Raw genomic sequence first — 19,554 nt, forward strand, 5'->3', positions numbered from 1 at the left:
GGAGCCGCCTACCGCCGCCGGGGGGAGCGCGACGCCCATCGGGCGCTCCCCCCGAACGCGCCTCACCGCCGCAGCAGTTCGGCCAGTGCCGCCTTGTCGACCTTTCCGACGGCGGTGAGCGGAAGACCGGGAACCTGCACGACCTCGTCCGGGGCCTTGTAGCCGGCGAGTCCGCGCTCCTTCAGATGGACGGCGACCTCACGCGCGCCGGGAGCCGCGCCCGCGCACACGACGAAGGCGACGGACCGCTCACCCCACCGCTCGTCCGCCACGCCGACCAGGGCCGCCGCGGTGATGGCCGGATGCGTCAGCAACTGCTCCTCCACCTCGACCGCGGGAATCTTCTCGCCGCCGCGGTTGATCTGGTCCTTGATCCGCCCCACCACCACGAGGTGCCCGGTCGGCAGACGCCGCACCACGTCGCCGGACCGGTAGTGGCCGTCCGGGGTGAAGGCCGTGCGGTTGTGTTCCTCGGCCCGGTAGTAGCCGCGCAGCGTGTACGGGCCCCGGGTGAGCAGTTCACCCGCCGTGCCGTCCGGTACCGGTCGGCCGTCCGCGTCCACCACCAGGACCTCGTCGTCCGGCGAGACGGGACGGCCCTGGGTGGTGCAGACGAGGTCGTCCGGGTCGTCGAGCCGGGTGAGGTTGATGAGCCCTTCGGCCATGCCGAAGACCTGTTGCACCCTCGCCCCGAGCACCGGCCCGAGCCTGCGCGCGTGGTCCTCCGGCAGCCGCGCCCCGCCGACCTGCACCACCGCGAGGCTCCCGAGGTCCCAGGAGCCGGAGGAGGCTTCGTCCATCCAGTGCGGAACGAGCGGCGGGGTCAAGGAGGTCAGGGTCACGCGTTCCCGTTCGATGAGGGCGAACGCCGTCTGCGGGCTGGGGTCCGGCGCGACGACGACGGTGCCTCCGGCCATGAGGGTGCCCAGCACGCCGGGGCAGGCGAAGGTGAAGTTGAAGCCGATCGGCAGGACCGCCAAGTACACGGCCCGGGTGTCGAGCGCGCAGACACCGGCGCAGGCGCGGGCGTTGTAGGCGTAGTCGTCGTGTGTCCGCGGGATGAGTTTGGGCAGCCCCGTGGTGCCGCCGGACAGCAGCAGGAGGGCGAGATCGGCGGGGTCCGCTCCGCCGGCGTCGGAGTCGGGGCCGGACGCGGACGGGGTGTCCGCCCGCAGCGCGTCGAACGGGACGAAGCCGTCGTACGGTCCGGGGTCGCCGACCACGATGACATGCCGCAGCGAGCCGCCCGGCCCCTGCTCCGCCCATACGTCTCTCATCAGTTCCCGGTGGTCGAACCTGGCGTGCAGGTCGGGCACCACACAGGCCACGGCGCCCGCAAGGCGCACCAGATGGCCGATCTCCCGGCGCCGGTGGCCGGGCATGGCGTGCACCGGAACCGCCCCGAGCCGTTGCAGCCCGAACCAGACGAGCAGGAACTCGGCGCAGTTGGGGAGCTGCACCACCACGCGGTCGCCCCGGCCGATACCCAGCCCGCGCAGCCCGGCGGCGACTCGGTCGGCCTCGGCGTCCAGGTCCGCGTAGGTCCACCGCCGGTCGCCGTCGACCAGAGCGACGCGCCCAGCGTGGGCGGCGGCCGCCTGCCGCAGCCGGGCGCCGAAGGTCACCCCCTCCCAGTGTCCGGCGGCTCGGTAGCGCGCCGATTCGGCCTCGGACCAGGTCGGTTGAGTCTCTCTCATGCAGCTCTGCCTCTCATTGCCGGGCCTCGGGCTCTGGCGCGGGGCCCCGTCGTGTGACTACGATGCGAAGTATAGAAATGATAATCGTTTCTATCTGGCGCGGATCGGCCCTGTGTGAGGGAGCCGTCTGCTTCCGCCCCCGACCGACGCCCACCCCACCCGACCGGAAGGCCCCCAGTAGTGAGCGATGAAGCAGTCGTCAAGGCGCGGACAGCGGAAGGTGACGTCGACGGCCGTGCCCCCCACACGGCGGTGGCGGTACGGGAAGCGGTGGCACGCGCCCTGGACCTGGCGCCGCACGAGCTGGACGACGACCGTGACCTCTTCGAACTCGGTCTCGACTCACTGGTGTTGATGTCCCTGGTGGGCGCCTGGCGACGCGAGGGCAGCACGGTCACCTTCCAGGACCTCACCCGCGTTCCGACCCTGGGGGCATGGACGGCCCTGCTCGGGCAGGCCCCTCGCGGCGACGCGCCCGCCATGCCCGCCTCGTCACGGACCGCACCGGACCTCGCCCCACCCGGTGCGGCGAGGACCGGAGCGGAGGCCGAATCCTTCCCGCTGGCGACGATGCAGCACGCCTACTGGATCGGACGCCAGGACGGGCAGCCGCTCGGCGGCGTCGCCGCACACTTCTACGTCGAACTCGACGGCCGGGACGTCGATCCGGGCCGGCTCAACGCCGCCCTGAAGTCACTGGTGCGGCGGCACGGCATGCTCAGGGCCGTCTTCGACGAGGACGGACGCCAGCGCTTCGGCGCATCCGGTGCGCCGCTGACCGTCCACGACCTGCGCGCACGCACACCTGAAGAAGCGGAGGCGGAGCTGGAGTCGCTGCGCGAGCGCAACACCCACGCTCGTGCGGACATCGCCGCCGGTGACGTCTTCCGCGCGGCCGTGTGCCTGCTCCCGGACGGCGGTACCCGTCTGCAGATCGACCTGGACATGATGGCCGGCGACGCGCTGAGCCTGCGCGTGCTCCTGTCCGACCTGCAACGCTTCTACGAGTGTCCCGACGACCCGCCACGCGAACTCGGCCTCGACTACCGCCGGTACCTCGCCGAGCACGACGCACGGCGCACGGCGGAACGCGAGCGGCACGCCGCATGGTGGCGGGAGCGCCTGCACGAACTGCCGCGCGCCCCGCGACTGCCGACGACCGTCGATCCGCTCACCCCGGTCAGCGCGACCGACACCACGCTCACCCGCTCCCGCCGACTGCACCACTGGCTCGGCCCCGACGACAAGGCGGCGCTGATCGACGCCGCACGCCGGCACGGCCTCACCCCCGCCGCCGCACTCGCCACCGCCTTCGCCGAGGTCATCGCCGCCTGGAGCGACAGCAGGCGCTTCCTGCTCAACCTGCCGCTGTTCGACCGGGACATCTTCACCCCCGAAGTCGCCCACCTCGTCGGGGACTTCAGCAGCTCGATCCTGCTCGACGCGGACCTCAGCGCGTCCCTGCCGTTCTCCCGGCAGGCCCGCCGCCTCCAGGAACGCCTCCAAGAAGGCATCTCCCACGGCGCGTACGGCGGCGTCGAGGTGCTGCGTGACCTCGCCCGCGTCGAGGGCTCCCCGGTGCTGGCCCCGGTCGTCTACACCAGTGCCATCGGGCTGGGCGAGATCTTCGAGCAGGACGTGCAGAAGTCCTTCGGCCGCCCCTCCTGGATCATCTCGCAGGGCCCGCAGGTCTGTCTGGACGCCCAGGTCACCGAGCTCGACGGCGGCCTGCTCCTCAACTGGGACGTCCGGGACGGCGTGTTCGAAGCGGGGGTGCCCGACGCCGCGTTCGACGCCTACCGCCGCCTCATCACCCGCCTCGTGACGGAACCCGACGCCTGGGCCCGCCCGGTGGACGGCCTGCAGGCGCCCGACGTCCTCGCCCGGCGCGCGGTCGCGGCCCTGCCGCCCACGCCCGTCCCGGACCGCGCCCTGCACACCCGCTTCTTCCAGCTCGCCGAGACCGAGCCGGGCCGCACCGCCGTCGTCCGCACGACAGGCGACCCGCTCACCTACGGCGAACTCGCCCACGCGGCACGGCAGATCGCCGCGCTGCTGCGGGACCACGGCGTGCGGGAAGGCGACACCGTCACGGTGACCCTGCCCAAGGGCGCCGACCAGATCACCGCGGTCCTCGGCATCCTCGCCGCGGGCGCGGCCTACGCCCCCGTCGGCGTGGAACAGCCCGCCGTACGCAGGCGCCGCATCCACTCCGTGGCCGGCGCGTCCGCCGTACTCACCGACCGGGCCCACGCCCATCTGTGCGCGGACGTCTCCTCGGCGCCGGTGCTGCTCCTTGAGGACGCGTCGGCGGTCCGGCCCGCCCCGGTCGTCCGGCCGGACCCCGCGCTGCCCGCCTATGTGCTGTTCACATCCGGCTCGACGGGAGTGCCCAAGGGCGTCGAGGTGCCGCACCGGGCGGTCGTCAACACCGTCGAGGCGATGCAGGAGCAGTTGGGGCTTCGGCCCTCGGACCGCACCCTCGCGATCTCCGCCCTGGATTTCGACCTCGCCACCTGGGACATCTTCGCCCCCCTGTCCCTGGGCGGCCAGGTGGTCGCCGTGGCACAGGAACACCGCCGTGACGCCGACCACTGGGCGCGACTGGTGCGCACGCACGGGGTGACGCTGGTGCAGTGCGTGCCCGCCCTGCTGGACCTGCTGATGGCCGCGGGCGAGCACGAGGGCCTGGGGACGTCCCTGCGCATGGTCCTGCTCGGCGGCGACTGGGTCGGACTCGACCAGCCGGCCAGACTCCGGGCCCTCGTACCCGGCTGCCGCTTCGTGGCACTCGGCGGCATGACGGAGGCGGCGGTCCACTCGACCGTCTTCGAAGTGGAGGAGACCGACCCGGCCTGGAAGTCCGTCCCGTACGGGGTTCCGCTGCGCAACATGCGGGCTCGCGTCGTGGACGGACGGGGACGGGACTGCCCCGACCTCGTACCCGGCGAACTGTGGATCGGCGGCCCCGGTGTGGCGACCGGTTACCGGGCGGACCCCGAACGCACGGCGGAACGCTTCGTCGAGTACGACGGCGAACGCTGGTACCGCAGCGGTGACCTGGCCCGCTACCGGCCCGACGGCGTGCTGGAATTCCTCGGCCGCGCCGACCACCAGGTGAAGATCGGCGGCCACCGCATCGAACTGGGCGAGGTCGAGTCCGCGCTGGAGGACGACCCCGCCGTCCTGCACGCGGTCGCCACCGTCCTCGATACGCCGGTGCGTCACCTGGCCGCGGCCGTGTCCGCCCCTGGCCAGGCACCCGACCCGGCCGCCGTCCGCAGCCGGGCGGCGCAACGACTGCCCTCCTACATGGTGCCCGAGCGCGTCCTCGTCCTCGACGTCCTGCCGCTGACCGCCAACGGCAAGCTCGACCGGGCGGCGGTGCACCAGGCCCTGACCGAGACGGCAGGCCAGGACGGAGCCCGCACCTCCGCGCCGGCCGGCCCGGTGGAGACCGCCGTCGCGGCCGAGTGGGCCGAACTGCTCGGGGTGTCCGAGGTGGGACGCGAGAGCAGCTTCTTCCTGCTGGGCGGCGACTCGCTCGTCGCGACGCGGATGATCGGCCGGCTGCGCGCCGCCGGGTTCCCCGGCGCCCGCGTGGCCGACCTGTTCGCCCACCCCGTGCTCCAGCACTTCTGCGCGACGCTGCACCCCGCCACGGCCGCCGGCGAGCCGGCTCAGCCCGTCCTCGTGCCCGACCCGGACCACGCCCACGAGCCGTTCCCGCTGACGGACGTCCAGGCCGCCTACCACACGGGCCGCGATCCCCGTTTCACTCTCGGCGGCGTCGGCACCTGGCACTACACCGAGTTCGACGGCACGGACGTCGACCTGGACCGGCTCGAATCCGCCTGGAACGCCCTCGTCCGCCGGCACGGCATGCTCCGCGCCGTCGTGGAGGACGGACAGCAGCGCGTCCTGCCCGACGTACCCGCCGTGCGCATACCGGTCGAGGACGCCTGGGCCGAAGGCGCCCGCGAGGCCCTTGCCGGCCTGCGCGCCCGGCTGTCCCACCAGGTACGCGACCCCGCGCGGTGGCCGCTGTTCGCCGTCGAGGCCGTGCGCTACCGCGCGGGCGACGAGGAGAGCGGGAGCGGGATACGTGTCCGTGTCGGCATCGGCCTCGACTACCTCGTGCTCGACGCGCTCTCCATCACCACGCTCTACGCCGAACTGAACGCGCTCTACGCCGACCCGGCACACGAACTGCCGCCCGTCGACGTGACATTCCGCGACTACCTGACCCGTCCCTCGGCCGGCGCGGAGTCGGCCGCCCGGGCGCGCGCCCACTGGCAAAGACGGCTGTCCGAACTGCCGCCCCCTCCCGCCCTGCCCTTCGACCGGGATCCGGCGACGCTCGACGCGCCCGTCTTCACCCGGCGCCGGCTCAGCCTTCCCGCCGAGGACTGGCAGGCCGTCAAACAGAGCGCGGCCCGGCACGGCCTGACACCCTCCACCGTGCTGCTGGCCCTGTACGCGGAAGTCCTGGCGGCCTGGAGCGGAACCGACGCCGTGACGGTCACGCTCACCCTCTTCAACCGGCGTGACGTACACCCCCACATTCACCGGGTGCTGGGCGACTTCACCTCCCTGTCCCTCGCGGGTCACCGGCGCGACGGCACCTCCTGGCTCGCGGCGGCCGTCGCGCTGCAGCGCCGCCAGGCGCAGGACCTGGACCACGCCGATGTGCCGATCGACTGGCTGCTCAGGGAGTTCGGCCGGCGCACGGGCACGGTGGACGCCGCCGCACCCGTGGTGTTCACCAGCGCCATCGGCGTGGGCGACGCGACGCTGGCAGGGCCGGGCACGGGCTTCCCCGAGAAGGTCTGGGGCATCTCCCAGTCCCCGCAGGTCTGCCTGGACAACCAGGTCACGGAGGAGTCCGGGAACCTGATCGTCACCTGGGACGCGGTGGAGGAACTGTTCGCACAGGGCGTGCTGGACGCGATGTTCGACGCCTACGCACGGTTGCTGCGGCACCTCGTCACCGGCGACTGGGCGGCACCGCTGCCCGACCTGGTGCCCGCCGCCCAGCGCGAACGGCGGGCCGCCGCCGCACGGGAGTCCGCCCTGGAGCCGGTCGCGCCGCGCCCGCTGCACGAGACCTTCTTCACCCGCGCGAAGGCCCGCCCCGACCGCACCGCCCTCGTCACGACGGCGGGGGAGGAGGTCACCTACGCGACCCTCGCCGAGCAGGCGCTGCGCACCGCCGCCGCGCTCGTCGACGCGGGCGCGGGGCCGGGCGACCTGGTCGCGGTCACCCTGCCCAAGGGACCGGAACAGATCGCGGCGGTCCTCGGCGTCCTCGCGGCCGGCGCCGCCTACGTCCCCCTCGGCCTCGAACAGCCCGCTGCCCGGCTGCGGCGGGTCCACGCCACGGCCGGGTTCCGCCTCGTCATCGGAGACTGGCCCGATGCGGACGGCACAGGCCCCCGCGCCCTCCCCTTCCCGGACACACAGGGCCGCGAGCCGCTGCCGGCGCCGCACGGACCATCCCCCGATGCGCTCGCCTACGTGATCTTCACTTCGGGTTCCACGGGCGAACCCAAGGGCGTCGAGATCACCCACGCCGCCGCCTGGAACACCATCGCGGACATCAACGCCCGGCACGGCATCGGGGAGGACGACCGCGTCTTCGCCCTGTCCGCACTGGACTTCGACCTGTCCGTGTACGACATCTTCGGCCTGCTCTCGGCAGGCGGTTCCCTCCTGCTCCCCACCGAGGACCAGCGCCGAGAACCCGCCCGCTGGCCGAGCCTGCTGGGCCGGTACGGCGTGAGCGTCTGGAACACCGTCCCCGCCCTGCTCGACCTGCTGCTCGACGCCGACGAACAGGGCGTCCAGGGCCGGCACGAAGGAGACGGGATACGGGGACTGCGGACCGCGCTGGTCTCCGGTGACTGGATCGGCCTCGACCTCCCGGCCCGGCTGCGGGCCCGCACCGCGCGGCCCTGCGCGTTCGTCGCCATGGGCGGAGCGACCGAGGCCGCCATCTGGTCCAACACCCTGACCGTCACCGAGGTGGACCCCCGCTGGGTGTCCATCCCCTACGGCCGTCCCCTGACCGGACAGCACTACCGGGTGGTCGACCGGGACGGGCGTGACTGCCCCGACTGGACACCCGGCGAGCTGTGGATCGGCGGCGCGGGACTGGCCCGCGGTTATCTGGCCGACCCGGTCCGCACCGCCGAGAAGTTCGTCGTACGGGACGGGCGGCGCTGGTACCGGACGGGCGACCTGGGCCGGTTCCGCGGTGACGGGCTGCTGGAGTTCCTGGGCCGCCTCGACGGCCAGCTCAAGATCGCCGGCCACCGTATCGAGGCGGGCGAGATCGAGGCCGCGCTGGAGGCACACCCCGCCGTGGCTCGGGCCGCCGTGGTGGCCGTGGGGGAGCGCACCGCGAAACGCCTCGTCGCCTTCGCCGTACCGCTTGACCCTCGGTCCGGCGCACCCGTCGGGAAGCCGGGCCCCACCGAGGGCGGCCCGCCGATCGAGGACCCGGACCTCGTCTCGGACCTCTTCGGCCTGCTCGCGCGGCGGGTGCCCGGCTACGCCGTACCGTCCCGCATCCTGCTGCTGCCCGCCCTGCCGCTCACCGCGAACGGCAAGGTCGACCGCACCGCGCTGGCCGGCACGGCGGGCCCCGAGCCGGTGCCCGCGGGCGCCGAGCCACCACGGGGCGAGACCGAGACAGCCCTCGCCGAACTGTGGCGGGAGCACCTTCCGCACCCCGAGCCGGACCGCAACGCCAACTTCTTCACCCTCGGCGGCGACAGCCTCTCCGCGCTGCGCCTGCTGACGGCGATCGAGCGCCGCCTGGGAGCCGCCGTTCCGGTCCGCCGCTTCTTCGCCGCACCGACCATCGCCGCGCTCGCCGCGGACATCACCCGAACGCTCGCGGCCCACGAGACCGCCTACGAGACCGGAGAGCTGTGAACATCGCTGAACTGCTGGCCCGCTACGCCGAGGAGGGCGTGGTCCTGTGGGCCCAGGACGGACACCTGCGTTTCCGGGCCCCCCAGGGCCGGCTCACCGAAGCACACCGAGCCGAACTGCGCACGCACAAGGAAGCCATCCTGCGCCACCTGGAGGCACCGGAGCCCGCCCTGCGCGGCGACCCCGACAGCCGCCACGAGCCGTTCCCGCTGACGGACATCCAGGCCGCCTACCTCATCGGCCGCACCGACGCCTACGCCTACGGGGGCGTCGGCTGCCTCGCCTACGTCGAACTGGAATACCCCGACCTGGACGTGGACCGCGTCACCGCCGTGTGGCGGGAACTGGTCCAGCGGCACGACATGCTCCGGGCCGTCATCCACCACGACGGCCACCAGCGGGTCCTGCCCGACGTGCCCGCCCTCGCCGTCGGCGCCGACGACCTGACCGCGCTCCCGCCCGCCATCGCAACGGCGGAGGTGGAACGCACCCGCGCCCGTCTGTCCGCACGTCAGGCACCCACCGACCGGTGGCCGCTCTTCGACGTCCACGTGAGCCGGACGGCCGGGCGGGCCGTGCTCCACCTCTGCTTCGACATGCTCGTCGTCGACCACGCGAGCGTGCGCATCCTGCTCGCCGAGTTCCGGCACCGCTACGGCGGTGCCACCCTCCCCGAAGCGCCGCGGATCACCTTCCGCGACTACGTCCTGGCCCGCCGCGGCCTCGCCGACACCGACGGCCACTCCCGTGACCGCGCCTACTGGTCCGAACGCCTCGACACCCTGCCGCCCGCCCCCGAACTGCCCCTCGCCGAACCCTGGGAGGCCGCCGTGAGCGGCGTCGAGGAAGGGAGCCGGCCGGCCGCCTCCGGCGACGCGGTCACGTTCCGCCGGCTGGAGATGCTGCTGCCCGCGGCCGAGCGGGAGCGTCTGACCGAGCGCGCCGCGCGGCGCGGGCTGACCGTGTCGACGGCACTGCTCGCCGCCTACGCCGAGACGGTCGGCCACTGGTCGCGGACCAGCCGGTTCACCCTCAACGTGCCCACGGTCGACCGGCCCGGCCTGCACGAGGACATCGGCCGCATCGTCGGTGACTTCACCTCGCTCGAACTGCTCGCCGTCGACCTCGGCGCACCGGCCACCTTCGCCGAACGGACCAGGACCGTCGGGCGGCAGCTCCTCGAAGACCTGGCGCACCCGCTGTTCACCGGCTCTCAGGTGCTGGCCGAGCTGTCCCGCAGGGCCGGCGCCCCGGTCCTGATGCCGGTCGTCTTCACCAGCGCCCTCGGCGGGGGCGGCACCACCGAGGGCGTACCCCCCGAGGTGGTCCATGCCGCGACCCGGACGCCGCAGGTATGGCTCGACTGCCAGGTCATGCACCGCGGCGACGCGCTGAGCCTGTCCTGGGACATCCGGGAGGGAGCGCTCAGCCACGGCGTGGCCGAGGCCATGTTCGACGCCTGGACGGCGCTCGTGCGCGAGCTGTCGGCCGCGGGCGAGGCCGGTGACGCCGCCTGGGACACCCCGGTCCACATCCCTCTCCCCGAGGCGCAGCAGGCCCGCCGGCACACGGTCAACGCGACCGGGGGACCGCTGCCGGACGCCCTCCTGCACGAACCTCTGCTGGCCCAGGCGCAGGCCACACCGGAGGCGATCGCGGTCCGGACGCCCGAAACGGCGCTCTCCTACCGGCAGCTCGTCGCCCGGGCGAGCGGTGTCGCCGCGTCGCTGGCGGCGTTTGGACTTGAGCCCGGGGAGCCGGTGGCCGTCTGGATGGACAAGGGCTGGGAGCAGGCCGTCGCCGTCCTCGGCACGCTGATGGCGGGCGGCGCGTATCTGCCCGTCGACACGGCCCAGCCGCCGGCCCGCCGGGACACGATCATCGCCGACGCGGGCGTACGCACGGTCCTCACCCAGTCCTGGCTCGCCGAGACCGACGACCTCCCGGCGAGCGTGTCGGCCGTCGCGGTCGATCTCGTCCCCGAGACCACCGCCTACGATACGACCGCGCCCCGACGCGATCCGGACGAACTCGCCTACGTCATCTACACCTCGGGCTCCACCGGCACGCCCAAGGGCGTGATGATCAGCCACCGGGCCGCCCTCAACACCGTCCAGGACATCAACCGCCGCTATGGGGTCACCGAGCGCGACCGCGTCCTCGGCATCGCGGGGCTCGGCTTCGACCTGTCCGTCTACGACCTGTTCGGGCCGCTCGCGGTGGGCGCCACCCTCGTCCTTCCCCGGGCCGACCGGCGCGGCGATCCCTCCCACTGGGCCGAACTCGTCCGCGACTTCGGCGTGACGGTGTGGAACTCGGTACCCGGCCAACTGCACATGCTGTGCGACTGGCTCAGCTCCGAGCCCCCCACCGACGACGGCTCGCTGCGGCTCGCGCTGATCTCCGGCGACTGGATACCGGTCGCCCTGCCCGACCAGGCCCGCGCCTTGCTGCCCGGGCTGGAGATCATCTCACTCGGCGGCGCCACCGAGGGCTCCATCTGGTCCATCGCCCACCCGATCGGCGAGGTGGACACCGCCCGCCCGAGCATCCCGTACGGCAAGCCCCTGACCAACCAGACGTTCGCCGTGCTCGACCAGCGTCTGCGGCCACGCCCCGAGTGGGTGCCGGGCGAGCTGTACATCGGCGGGGCCGGCGTCGCCCTGGGCTACCTCGGCGACGAGGCCCGCACGGCGGAGCGGTTCCGCACCGACCCCGTCAGCGGACAGCGGCTCTACCGCACCGGTGACCTCGGCCGGTACCTCCCCGACGGAACCATCGAGTTCCTGGGCCGGGAGGACGCCCAGATCAAGATCCGCGGCTACCGGGTCGAACTCGCCGAGGTGGAGGCCGCCGTGCAGGCCCACCCCGCGGTCGCGGCGGGCGCGGTCGTCGTGGACGACTCGGCCGCGGGCGGACGGCGCCTGGCCGCGTTCGTGGAGACGGCACGCAAGGACGGCGACGAGCCGGCCCCGCCGGGCCCGGAACAGGCGCGCGCGGCAGCCGCCGACGCCGTACGGGAAGCCTCCGCGGCCGTCGACGCCGCACGGCTCACGGAGTTCCTGACCGCCCTGGACGAGGTGGCACTCGCCGAGATGACCCGGGTCCTCCAGGGCTGCGGAACGTTCGAGGACGGCGCCGCGCGCACGGCGGACGAGGTGGCCACGGCGCTGCGCGCCACGCCCCGCCACCGGCACATCGTGCGGCGCTGGCTGCGCGCCCTGGCCGCCCGGGACCGGCTCACCCACCGGGACGCCGACGACACCTACACCGGCCTCGTCCCCGTCTCGGCGCCCGAGACGGAGCGCCGCTGGCGGCTGGCCGCCGACAGGGAACACGAGATCGGCTGGAGCACCGAGCTGCTGGCCGTCATGCGCACCTGCGCCGAACGGCTGCCCGAACTGGTCGCCGGGGAGGTCGGCATCCGCGACCTGCTGTTCCCCGGCGCGGCGACGGAGGCAGCGGACGCCGCCTACCGGGACAACCTCGCCATCCGGCACCTCAACCGCGCGGTGGTCGCCGCGTTGCGGGAGATCGCCGCGAGCCACACCGGCGAGGAGCGGCTGCGCGTGCTGGAGGTCGGCGGCGGCGTCGGCGGCACCACGGGCGAACTGGTGCCCGTCCTCGCCGAGTACGGCGTCGACTACCTGTTCACGGACGCCTCGGCGTTCTTCCTCGGCGAGGCCCGCGAGCGCTTCGCCGACCACACCTGGGTCCGCTACCAGCGCTTCGACGTCGACGAGGACCCGCGCTCCCAGCACCTGCTGCCCAACACCTTCGACGTCGTGGTCTGCGCCAACACGCTGCACGCCGCCGCCGACGCCGACGCGGCCGTGGGCCGGCTGCGGGAACTGCTCGTGCCGGGCGGACAGCTCGTGTTCGTGGAGAACACCCGCGACGAGAACCTTCCGCTGCTGGTCTCCATGGAGTTCCTTGAGGTCGCGGGCCGGGCGTGGACCGATGTGCGCGCGCACACCGGCCAGTCCTTCCTCACCCACCCGCAGTGGCGTGAACTCCTCGGCCGGCACGGCGCGTCGGACGTCACCGCGCTGCCTCGGGCCGAGGACACCCTGGCGCTCACCGGCCAGGAGGTGTTCCTCGCCACGATGAAGAACGACCGGCACCATGTGCCGGTGGGGGAGCTGGCCCGCACGGCCGCCACCCGGCTCCCGGAGTACATGCTCCCCTCGGTGTGGCAGGTCGTCGACACCCTGCCCCGCACGGCCAACGGCAAGACCGACCGTGCGCGCCTGCGGAGCTGGCTGCCCCGGGAGAGCACACCGGTCGTCGTGGACGGGCGGCCGAGGGACGAACTGGAGAACAGCCTCGCCGACCTGTGGACGGAACTCCTCGCGGTCGAACGCGTCACCCGCGACGACGACTTCTTCGACCTCGGCGGCGACTCACTCCTGGTGGCCCGGATGGTGGGCCGGCTGCGCGAACGCGTACCACAGGCGGCGGACCTGGAGTGGGAGGTCGTCCTGCGCCACATGCTGCGCCGCCCCACGGTCGCCGGCCTCGCCGGCTTTCTGCGGGGCCTGGCCGGCCCGGACGACGCACCCGCGTCAGGCGCCGTACGCACGGACCCGGTGATCCACCTGCACGGCACCCGCTCGGCCGACGAGCCCACGACCGTGCTCGTGCACGCCGGAACCGCGACGATCATGCCGTACCGGGCGCTGATCACCGAGATCAGACGGCGCTCGCCGGGCCTCGCCGAGGTCGTCGGCGTGGAGGTCCCCGACCTGAACGGGTTCCTCGCCGCCCCGCCGGAAGGACTCATCGAGCAACTGGCGTCCGACTACGCGCGGGCCCTGACGGCGAGCGGGCAAAGCCGCTTCCATGTCGTCGGCTACTGCCTGGGCGGCCTGATCGCCACCGAAGTGGCCCGCAACCTGGCCGAGTCCGGGGCAGAGGTGAACAGCCTCACCGTCATCAGCAGCCACAGCCCCCGCTTCCGGCTGGACGACGAACTGCTCGCCGAGTACTCCTTCGCCGTCATGATGGGCATCGACCCCGCCGAACTCGGCTTCCCCGCCGACCAGTACCGGGTGGCCGCGGCGGCCGACGCCGTCCTGGCCGCCAGCCCCGGTGTCCTGCCGGACGGCGGACTCGCCGCGCTGCCCGAGGAGTTCGAGGACGTCGCGAGCTGCTTCCGGCGACTCGCCGAGGTACCCCGCGCCGCCCGCATCGCGCGGATGTGCGAGGCGGTTCCCGCCTCGGCCGGCACCTACGAACCCGACCACATGACGCGGCTCTTCCTCGCCTTCCGCCAGAGCGTCTTCGCCATCACCCGCTACGACGCCGAACCCTACGCGGGTGACATCACCTTCCTGCGGCACGACGGTGCCTACCCCTTCCCCGGCAGCAAGGACGCCGTCACCGCCTACTGGGAAGAACTCACCCTCGGAGACCTGGACATCGTCGACATCGGCGGCGACCACTACAGCTGCCTGTCCGTCGAACACGCACCCGGCATCCTCAAGACCCTCGGGGAACTGACCCAGGGGGCGATCACCCGATGAAAGAGCACACGACGGCCGGCCACAAGCCCCTGATCGGGGTCCTCGGGGCGGCCGGGGCGGTCGGCCGGGCCGCCGTACGCGAACTGCGCGCACTCGGCCATACGGGACTCCGCCTCGGCGGTCGGACCGCATCGGCCCTGTGCCCGGTCGCCGAGGCGGACCCCGGCGGCCATGACGAGATCGTCCGGGCGGACGCCACCGCACCGGACAGCCTGCGCGCCTTCACCGAGGGCTGCGACATCGTCCTCAACTGCGTAGGCCCCACCTACCGGCTCCGCGCCACGGTGGCCTCGGCGGCACTCGCCGCCGGCGCGCACTGCGTCGACGTGGCAGGGGACGACCCGGCCGCCGAGGACCTGCTCAAGGACGGCGACCCGGCCCGCGACGGCCGCACCGTCGTCCTGTCGGCGGGTGCCCTGCCCGGCCTGTCCAGCCTCCTGCCCCGCTGGCTGGCCGGGCAGGGCCTGAACAGTGTCGTCGCGCTGACCGCGCACTGCGGCGGCCTGGAGCGCTGTTCGCCGACGGTGGCACGCGACCTCATGCTCTCCCTCACCTCCGGCGGGGCGGCCGGCGCGGCCTACGGCGAGGCCCTTGCGGCCGTCCGCGGCGGCCGGCGCGTCCCGCGCGCCCTGCGCACCGCCGAGGACACCGAACGCGACGGCTTCCCCGGCCGGGTCGCCGTGCAGCCCTATCTCAGCGGCGAGAGCGAACGCCTCGCCGGCGTCCTCGGCCTCGACCGGCTCGACTGGTACAACGTCCACCCCGGCCCCCGCGTACGCGCGCTCCTCAATGTCCTGCCGGGAAGCCTCGCCGCCGGGGACGACCCGGCACAGCTCGCGGACCGTCTGATCCTCGCCGCCGACCTCGACCTGGCCGGACGCAAGCCCTACTACGTCATGGACTTCACGCTCTCGGGCACCGCGTCCGGAAAGCCGGCCACCGCCGGACTGACCCTGCGCGCGGCCAGCAGCTACCGGCTCACCGCGGCCGTGGGCGCCCTGGCCGTGGACGCCGTGCTCCGGGCGGAGGTCCGGCCCGGCGTGCACTTCGCCTGCGACGTGCTGGCCCCCGCCACCGTGGTGCGGCACCTGCGGTCCCAAGGAGCCGCCGAGCTACAGCTCACCGGAGTAGCGGCCGGCGCCGAGCAGATGGAAGAGGGTGTGCTGTGAGCGCTCCCGTTCCGTTCCGTGTGCTGGTCTGCGGCACCAACTTCGGCCGCTTCTACGCCGAGGCGGCACACCGGCGCCCCGGATACGCCCTGGCCGGCATCCTCAGCCGGGGTTCGGCCGCCTCCCGGGCGTACGCCCGCAGCCTCGGCGTCCCGTCCTACACGGACCTCGACGACCTCCCGGCCGGCATCGACGCCGCGTGCGTGGCGGTGAGTTCCGCCATATCGGGCGGGCAGGGCACCGACCTTGCCAGGGCGCTCATGGACCGGGGCATCCACGTCCTCCAGGAACACCCCCTCCACCTCACCGAGTTGACGGACAACCTCAAACACGCACGGCGCCGAGGCGTGCAGTACCGCCTCAACACCCACTACCCGCACGTCGCCCCGGTCCGCGCCTTCATCGACGCGGCCCGCAGGCTCGTCGCACGGCAGCGACCGCTCTTCGTGGACGCCGCCACGCCGGTCCACCTCATGCATCCGCTGGTGGACATCCTCGGACGGGCGCTGGGAACCCTGCGGCCCTGGCGCTTCGCGGACCCGGCACCGCTGCCCGCCGACATCGGGCCGCAGCCGTTCCGCTCCCTGCACGGCGTGTTCGCAGGCGTACCCCTCACCCTGAGAGTGCACCACCAGCTCGACCCCTCCGACCGGGACAACCACGCCCTGCACTGGCACCGGATCTCCCTCGGCACGGAAGGCGGCGTCCTCACCCTGGCCGACACCCACGGGCCCGTCCTGTTCAGTCCCCGCCTGCACATCGGGCGCGACGCCGACCGGCGCTTCGTCCTGGACGGGCCGGGCACCGGCCGCCTGGGGCTCGGCACCACGTCCGTCATCGGGAACACCGGAACCTTCCGTACCGTCTTCTCCGACCTGTGGCCGCAAGCCATCGGGAGCGCCCTCGACGGGCTCCGTGAGGCCGTCGAGCGGGGTGGCGACGCCCTGCGCACGGGTCAGTACGAGCTGGCCGTGTGCCGCATCTGGGCCGACCTCGCGGCACGTCTCGGGCCGCCCGAGATCGTCCGGCCGGCCGCCCCGCGGCCCCTCGCGGTCAGTGACATCTTCCCGGTGCCGGGACAGTCCATCGCCCACACGTTCTCCGGTGGCGGCGCCGCGGGGCAGAGCCCGGCCGCGGTGCCTGCCGAGATCCGGCATGTCCCCTCCGGCGAGGCACCATCCGGCACCCGTCCCGGCCGGGGCCGGGACGGTGGGGCCGGCCCCGAGGACACCGCGCCCTACACCCCGTCGGCGGAGTTCTTCGACCTCGTCGCGGCCGAGCACACCGCGACCGCGAGCGCCCCCGCGATCGCCGCGCTCCTCGCCGACGCGGACCTGAGCACCGGCCCGGTGGTCGACATCGGCGCGGGCACCGGCCTGGTCACCGAGGCCGTCGCCCGGGCCCGGCCGGACGCGGAGATCGTCGCCTGCGAACCGGCGGTCGGCATGCGCGCCGTGCTCACCAGCCGCGTCTTCAGCGATCCGTATCTGCGCTCCCGGATCACGGTCACCGCGGACGCGGCCCCCGACCTCGACCTGCCCGATCACATCAGTGTCGTCCTGCTCTGCGGGGTCCTCGGCCACCTCGACCCCGCCGGACGAGCCCTGCTGTGGCGACGGCTGACCCGCCGGCTGGCCCCCGGCGGCCTCGTGGTCGTCGAACTCATGGGCTTCGAGGAGCCGTTGACGCTTCCCGAGACCAGGCTCGCCACCGCCACGGCCGGCCGGCAGCGCTACGAGTGGTCGTTCGGCGCGGCACCCGACGACACGGCCGACGGCATGATGCGCCTCAACTCCACCTGGCGCGTCTACCTGGAGGGCGCCACGGAGGCGGTACGCGAAGTACACGACTCATACCGCTGGGCTCCCTTCGGCCTGAAGGACGTGGAGGCCGAGTCCGGCCTGACCGCACACGCCCTGCCGACCCGCCCCGGCGCACCCCCGTTGGCCGTACTCACCCGGGCACCGAACTCGCCGTACGCGCCAAAGTCGCCGTACGCACCGGACGCGCCGGACACCCCGCGCACCACCGAAACATCCCTTGCCCCTTCCCCACCGACGACCGAGGACCACCGATGAGCACCCCCGTGCCCCCGACGACCCCCGACACCACCGACACACCCGCCACCGGACCCGCGCCGCACCCCGCGGTCCCGCCCCGCGACTTCCCGATCCGGCGCGGCTGTCCCTTCACCGCACCCGAGGAATACGGCACCCTGCGCACCGAGGACCCGGTCGCCCGCGTCACCCTGCCGACCAAGCGGGAAGCCTGGGTGGTGACCCGCTACGACGACGTACGCGAGCTGCTCTCGGACCCGCGCGTCAGCGCCGACATCCGCCGGGCCAACTTCCCCGCCCTCGGGGAAGGCGAACAGGAGGCCGGGGCCAGGTTCCGGCCCTTCATCCGCACCGACGCCCCCGAACACACCCGTTACCGGCGGATGCTCCTGCCGGTGTTCACCGTGCGCCGGGTCCGCGCGATGCGCCCCGCCGTACAGGCACGTGTGGACGAGATCCTGGACGGCATGCTCGCCGCCGGCGGCCCCGCGGACTTCGTCTCCGCGTACGCCAACGCCGTCTCCACCTCGGTGATCTGCGAACTGCTCGGCATCCCCCGCAAGAACCTTGAGTTCTTCCGGGACGTCACCCGGATCTCCGGCTCGCGCCACAGCACCGCCGAGCAGGTCTCCGAAGCCCTCGGCGGCCTGTTCGGACTGCTCGCCGAACTGATCGCCGAGCGGCGGGAGGAACCCCGCGACGATCTGATCTCCCAACTCGTCACCGACCATCTGACGCCCGGCAAGGTGACGACGGACCAGTTGCTGTCCACCCTCGGCATCACGATCAACGCCGGCCGCGAGACCACCACCAGCATGATCGCCCTGAGTACCCTGCTGCTCCTGGACCGGCCGGAACTCATGGACGAACTGCGCCAGGACCCCTCGCTGATGCCCGCCGCCGTCGACGAACTCCTGCGCGTCCTCTCCGTCGCCGACTCCATACCGCTGCGGGTGGCCGCCGAGGACATCGAGCTGTCCGGCCGGACCGTCCCCGCCGACGACGGTGTCATCGCCCTCCTCGCCGGGGCCAACCACGACCCCGAACAGTTCGACCACCCCGAGCGGGTCGACTTCCACCGCACGGACAACCATCACGTGGCGTTCGGCTACGGCGTGCACCAGTGCCTCGGACAGCATCTGGCGCGGCTGGAGCTGGAGGTCGCCCTGGAAACGCTCATCCGCCGCGTCCCCACGCTCCGCCTCGCGGGGGACCGGGAGCGGGTCGTCTTCAAACACGACTCGGCCACCTTCGGCCTCGAAGAACTGATGGTGACCTGGTGACGCCCTCCTCCTCATCCTTCTCGTCCTCCTCATCTTTCTCATCTTTCTCATCCTTCTCACCGAGCGCCGGCGCGCGTGCCGCCCGTGCGGACAGCCCGTGGATCAGGCGGTGGAACGAGGCGGCCGCGTCCCGGCTCACCCTGGTCTGCCTGCCCCACGCGGGCGGCAGCGCGACCTTCTACCGGCCCTGGGCGGCGCTGATGCCCCCCGAGGTGGAACTCCTCGGCATCCAGTACCCGGGCCGGGAGGACCGCATCGGGGAACCGGCGACGGCCGGCATGGGTGAGCTGGTGAGCGCGGTGGCGGACGCCGTCCTGCCGCTGCTCGACCGGCCGTACGCCCTGTTCGGGCACAGCATGGGCTCCGCCGTCGCCTGGGAACTGGCCCACGAACTGGACCGCCGCGGAGCACCCGGCCCGCGCCGGCTCTTCGCGTCGGGCCGAGCCGCTCCCGGCACGGCGGTCACCGGGCAACTGCACCGCCAGAGCGACGACGTGCTCAGCGCGGAACTGGACCGGCTCGGCGGCACCAGCCGTGAGGTCCTGGACGATCCCGGGCTGCGCGGCGTGATCCTCGGGGCCGTACGCCACGACTACCGGATCATCGAGACGTACCGGCCCGGCCCCCGGCCGCCGCTGACCTGTCCGATCCATGTGCTCACCGGCGCAGCGGACCCGGAACTCGGCGAAGCACGCTGCCGCGACCGCGCCGGCGGCTGGGCGGACCTCACCACCGCCCGCACCGAGATACGTGTCTTCCCCGGCGACCACTTCTACCTCACCCCGCGACGCCGCGAGGTGGTCACCACCGTCCTGCGCAGGATGGACCCCTCACTGACCACGGGCGCACCCACATGGCCGAGCACCCCGTGAGCCGCCACCGCC

Annotated in this window: 7 protein-coding genes; 6 read left to right on the forward strand and 1 reads right to left on the reverse strand. The window is 73.4% G+C overall.

Going from position 1 to position 19,554, the window contains the following annotated elements; all coding sequences use genetic code 11:
• Positions 1–62: 62 nt before the first annotated feature.
• Positions 63–1,697, reverse strand: a complete 1,635-nt coding sequence (locus AC27LF_RS23690) for a (2,3-dihydroxybenzoyl)adenylate synthase (RefSeq protein ID WP_479658372.1) — start codon at positions 1,695–1,697, stop codon at positions 63–65.
• A gap of 180 nt (positions 1,698–1,877) precedes the next feature.
• On the opposite strand from AC27LF_RS23690, the gene AC27LF_RS23695 reads away from it, so the two are divergent.
• The 6 genes from AC27LF_RS23695 to AC27LF_RS23720 all read left to right on the forward strand — a co-directional run bounded on the left by AC27LF_RS23695 (position 1,878) and on the right by AC27LF_RS23720 (position 19,542).
• Positions 1,878–8,636 carry an amino acid adenylation domain-containing protein gene (locus AC27LF_RS23695; RefSeq protein WP_479658373.1) on the forward strand — a complete coding sequence of 2,253 codons (6,759 nt, stop codon included), beginning with the start codon at positions 1,878–1,880 and terminating at the stop codon, positions 8,634–8,636.
• Entirely contained in the window at positions 8,633–14,161 is a 5,529-nt protein-coding gene (locus AC27LF_RS23700; RefSeq protein ID WP_479658374.1) for a non-ribosomal peptide synthetase, read from the forward strand. Before AC27LF_RS23695 ends, AC27LF_RS23700 begins: the two co-directional genes overlap by 4 nt.
• Positions 14,158–15,330: a saccharopine dehydrogenase NADP-binding domain-containing protein gene (locus tag AC27LF_RS23705; protein ID WP_479658375.1), complete on the forward strand. Its 1,173-nt coding sequence runs from the start codon at positions 14,158–14,160 to the stop codon at positions 15,328–15,330. Before AC27LF_RS23700 ends, AC27LF_RS23705 begins: the two co-directional genes overlap by 4 nt.
• On the forward strand, positions 15,327–17,408 hold the full coding sequence (locus AC27LF_RS23710; RefSeq protein ID WP_479658376.1) for a Gfo/Idh/MocA family oxidoreductase: 2,082 nt from the start codon (positions 15,327–15,329) through the stop codon (positions 17,406–17,408). The genes AC27LF_RS23705 and AC27LF_RS23710 overlap by 4 nt, the downstream gene beginning before the upstream one ends.
• Positions 17,405–18,670 carry a cytochrome P450 gene (locus AC27LF_RS23715; protein WP_479658377.1) on the forward strand — a complete coding sequence of 422 codons (1,266 nt, stop codon included), beginning with the start codon at positions 17,405–17,407 and terminating at the stop codon, positions 18,668–18,670. The genes AC27LF_RS23710 and AC27LF_RS23715 overlap by 4 nt, the downstream gene beginning before the upstream one ends.
• A 101-nt stretch (positions 18,671–18,771) precedes the next feature.
• The gene (locus tag AC27LF_RS23720; RefSeq protein WP_479658504.1) at positions 18,772–19,542 is read left to right on the forward strand and encodes a thioesterase II family protein; all 771 of its coding nucleotides are present in this window, start codon (positions 18,772–18,774) and stop codon (positions 19,540–19,542) included.
• Positions 19,543–19,554: the final 12 nt, after the last annotated feature.

The sequence above is a fragment of the Streptomyces diversicolor genome (genome assembly GCF_057537855.1).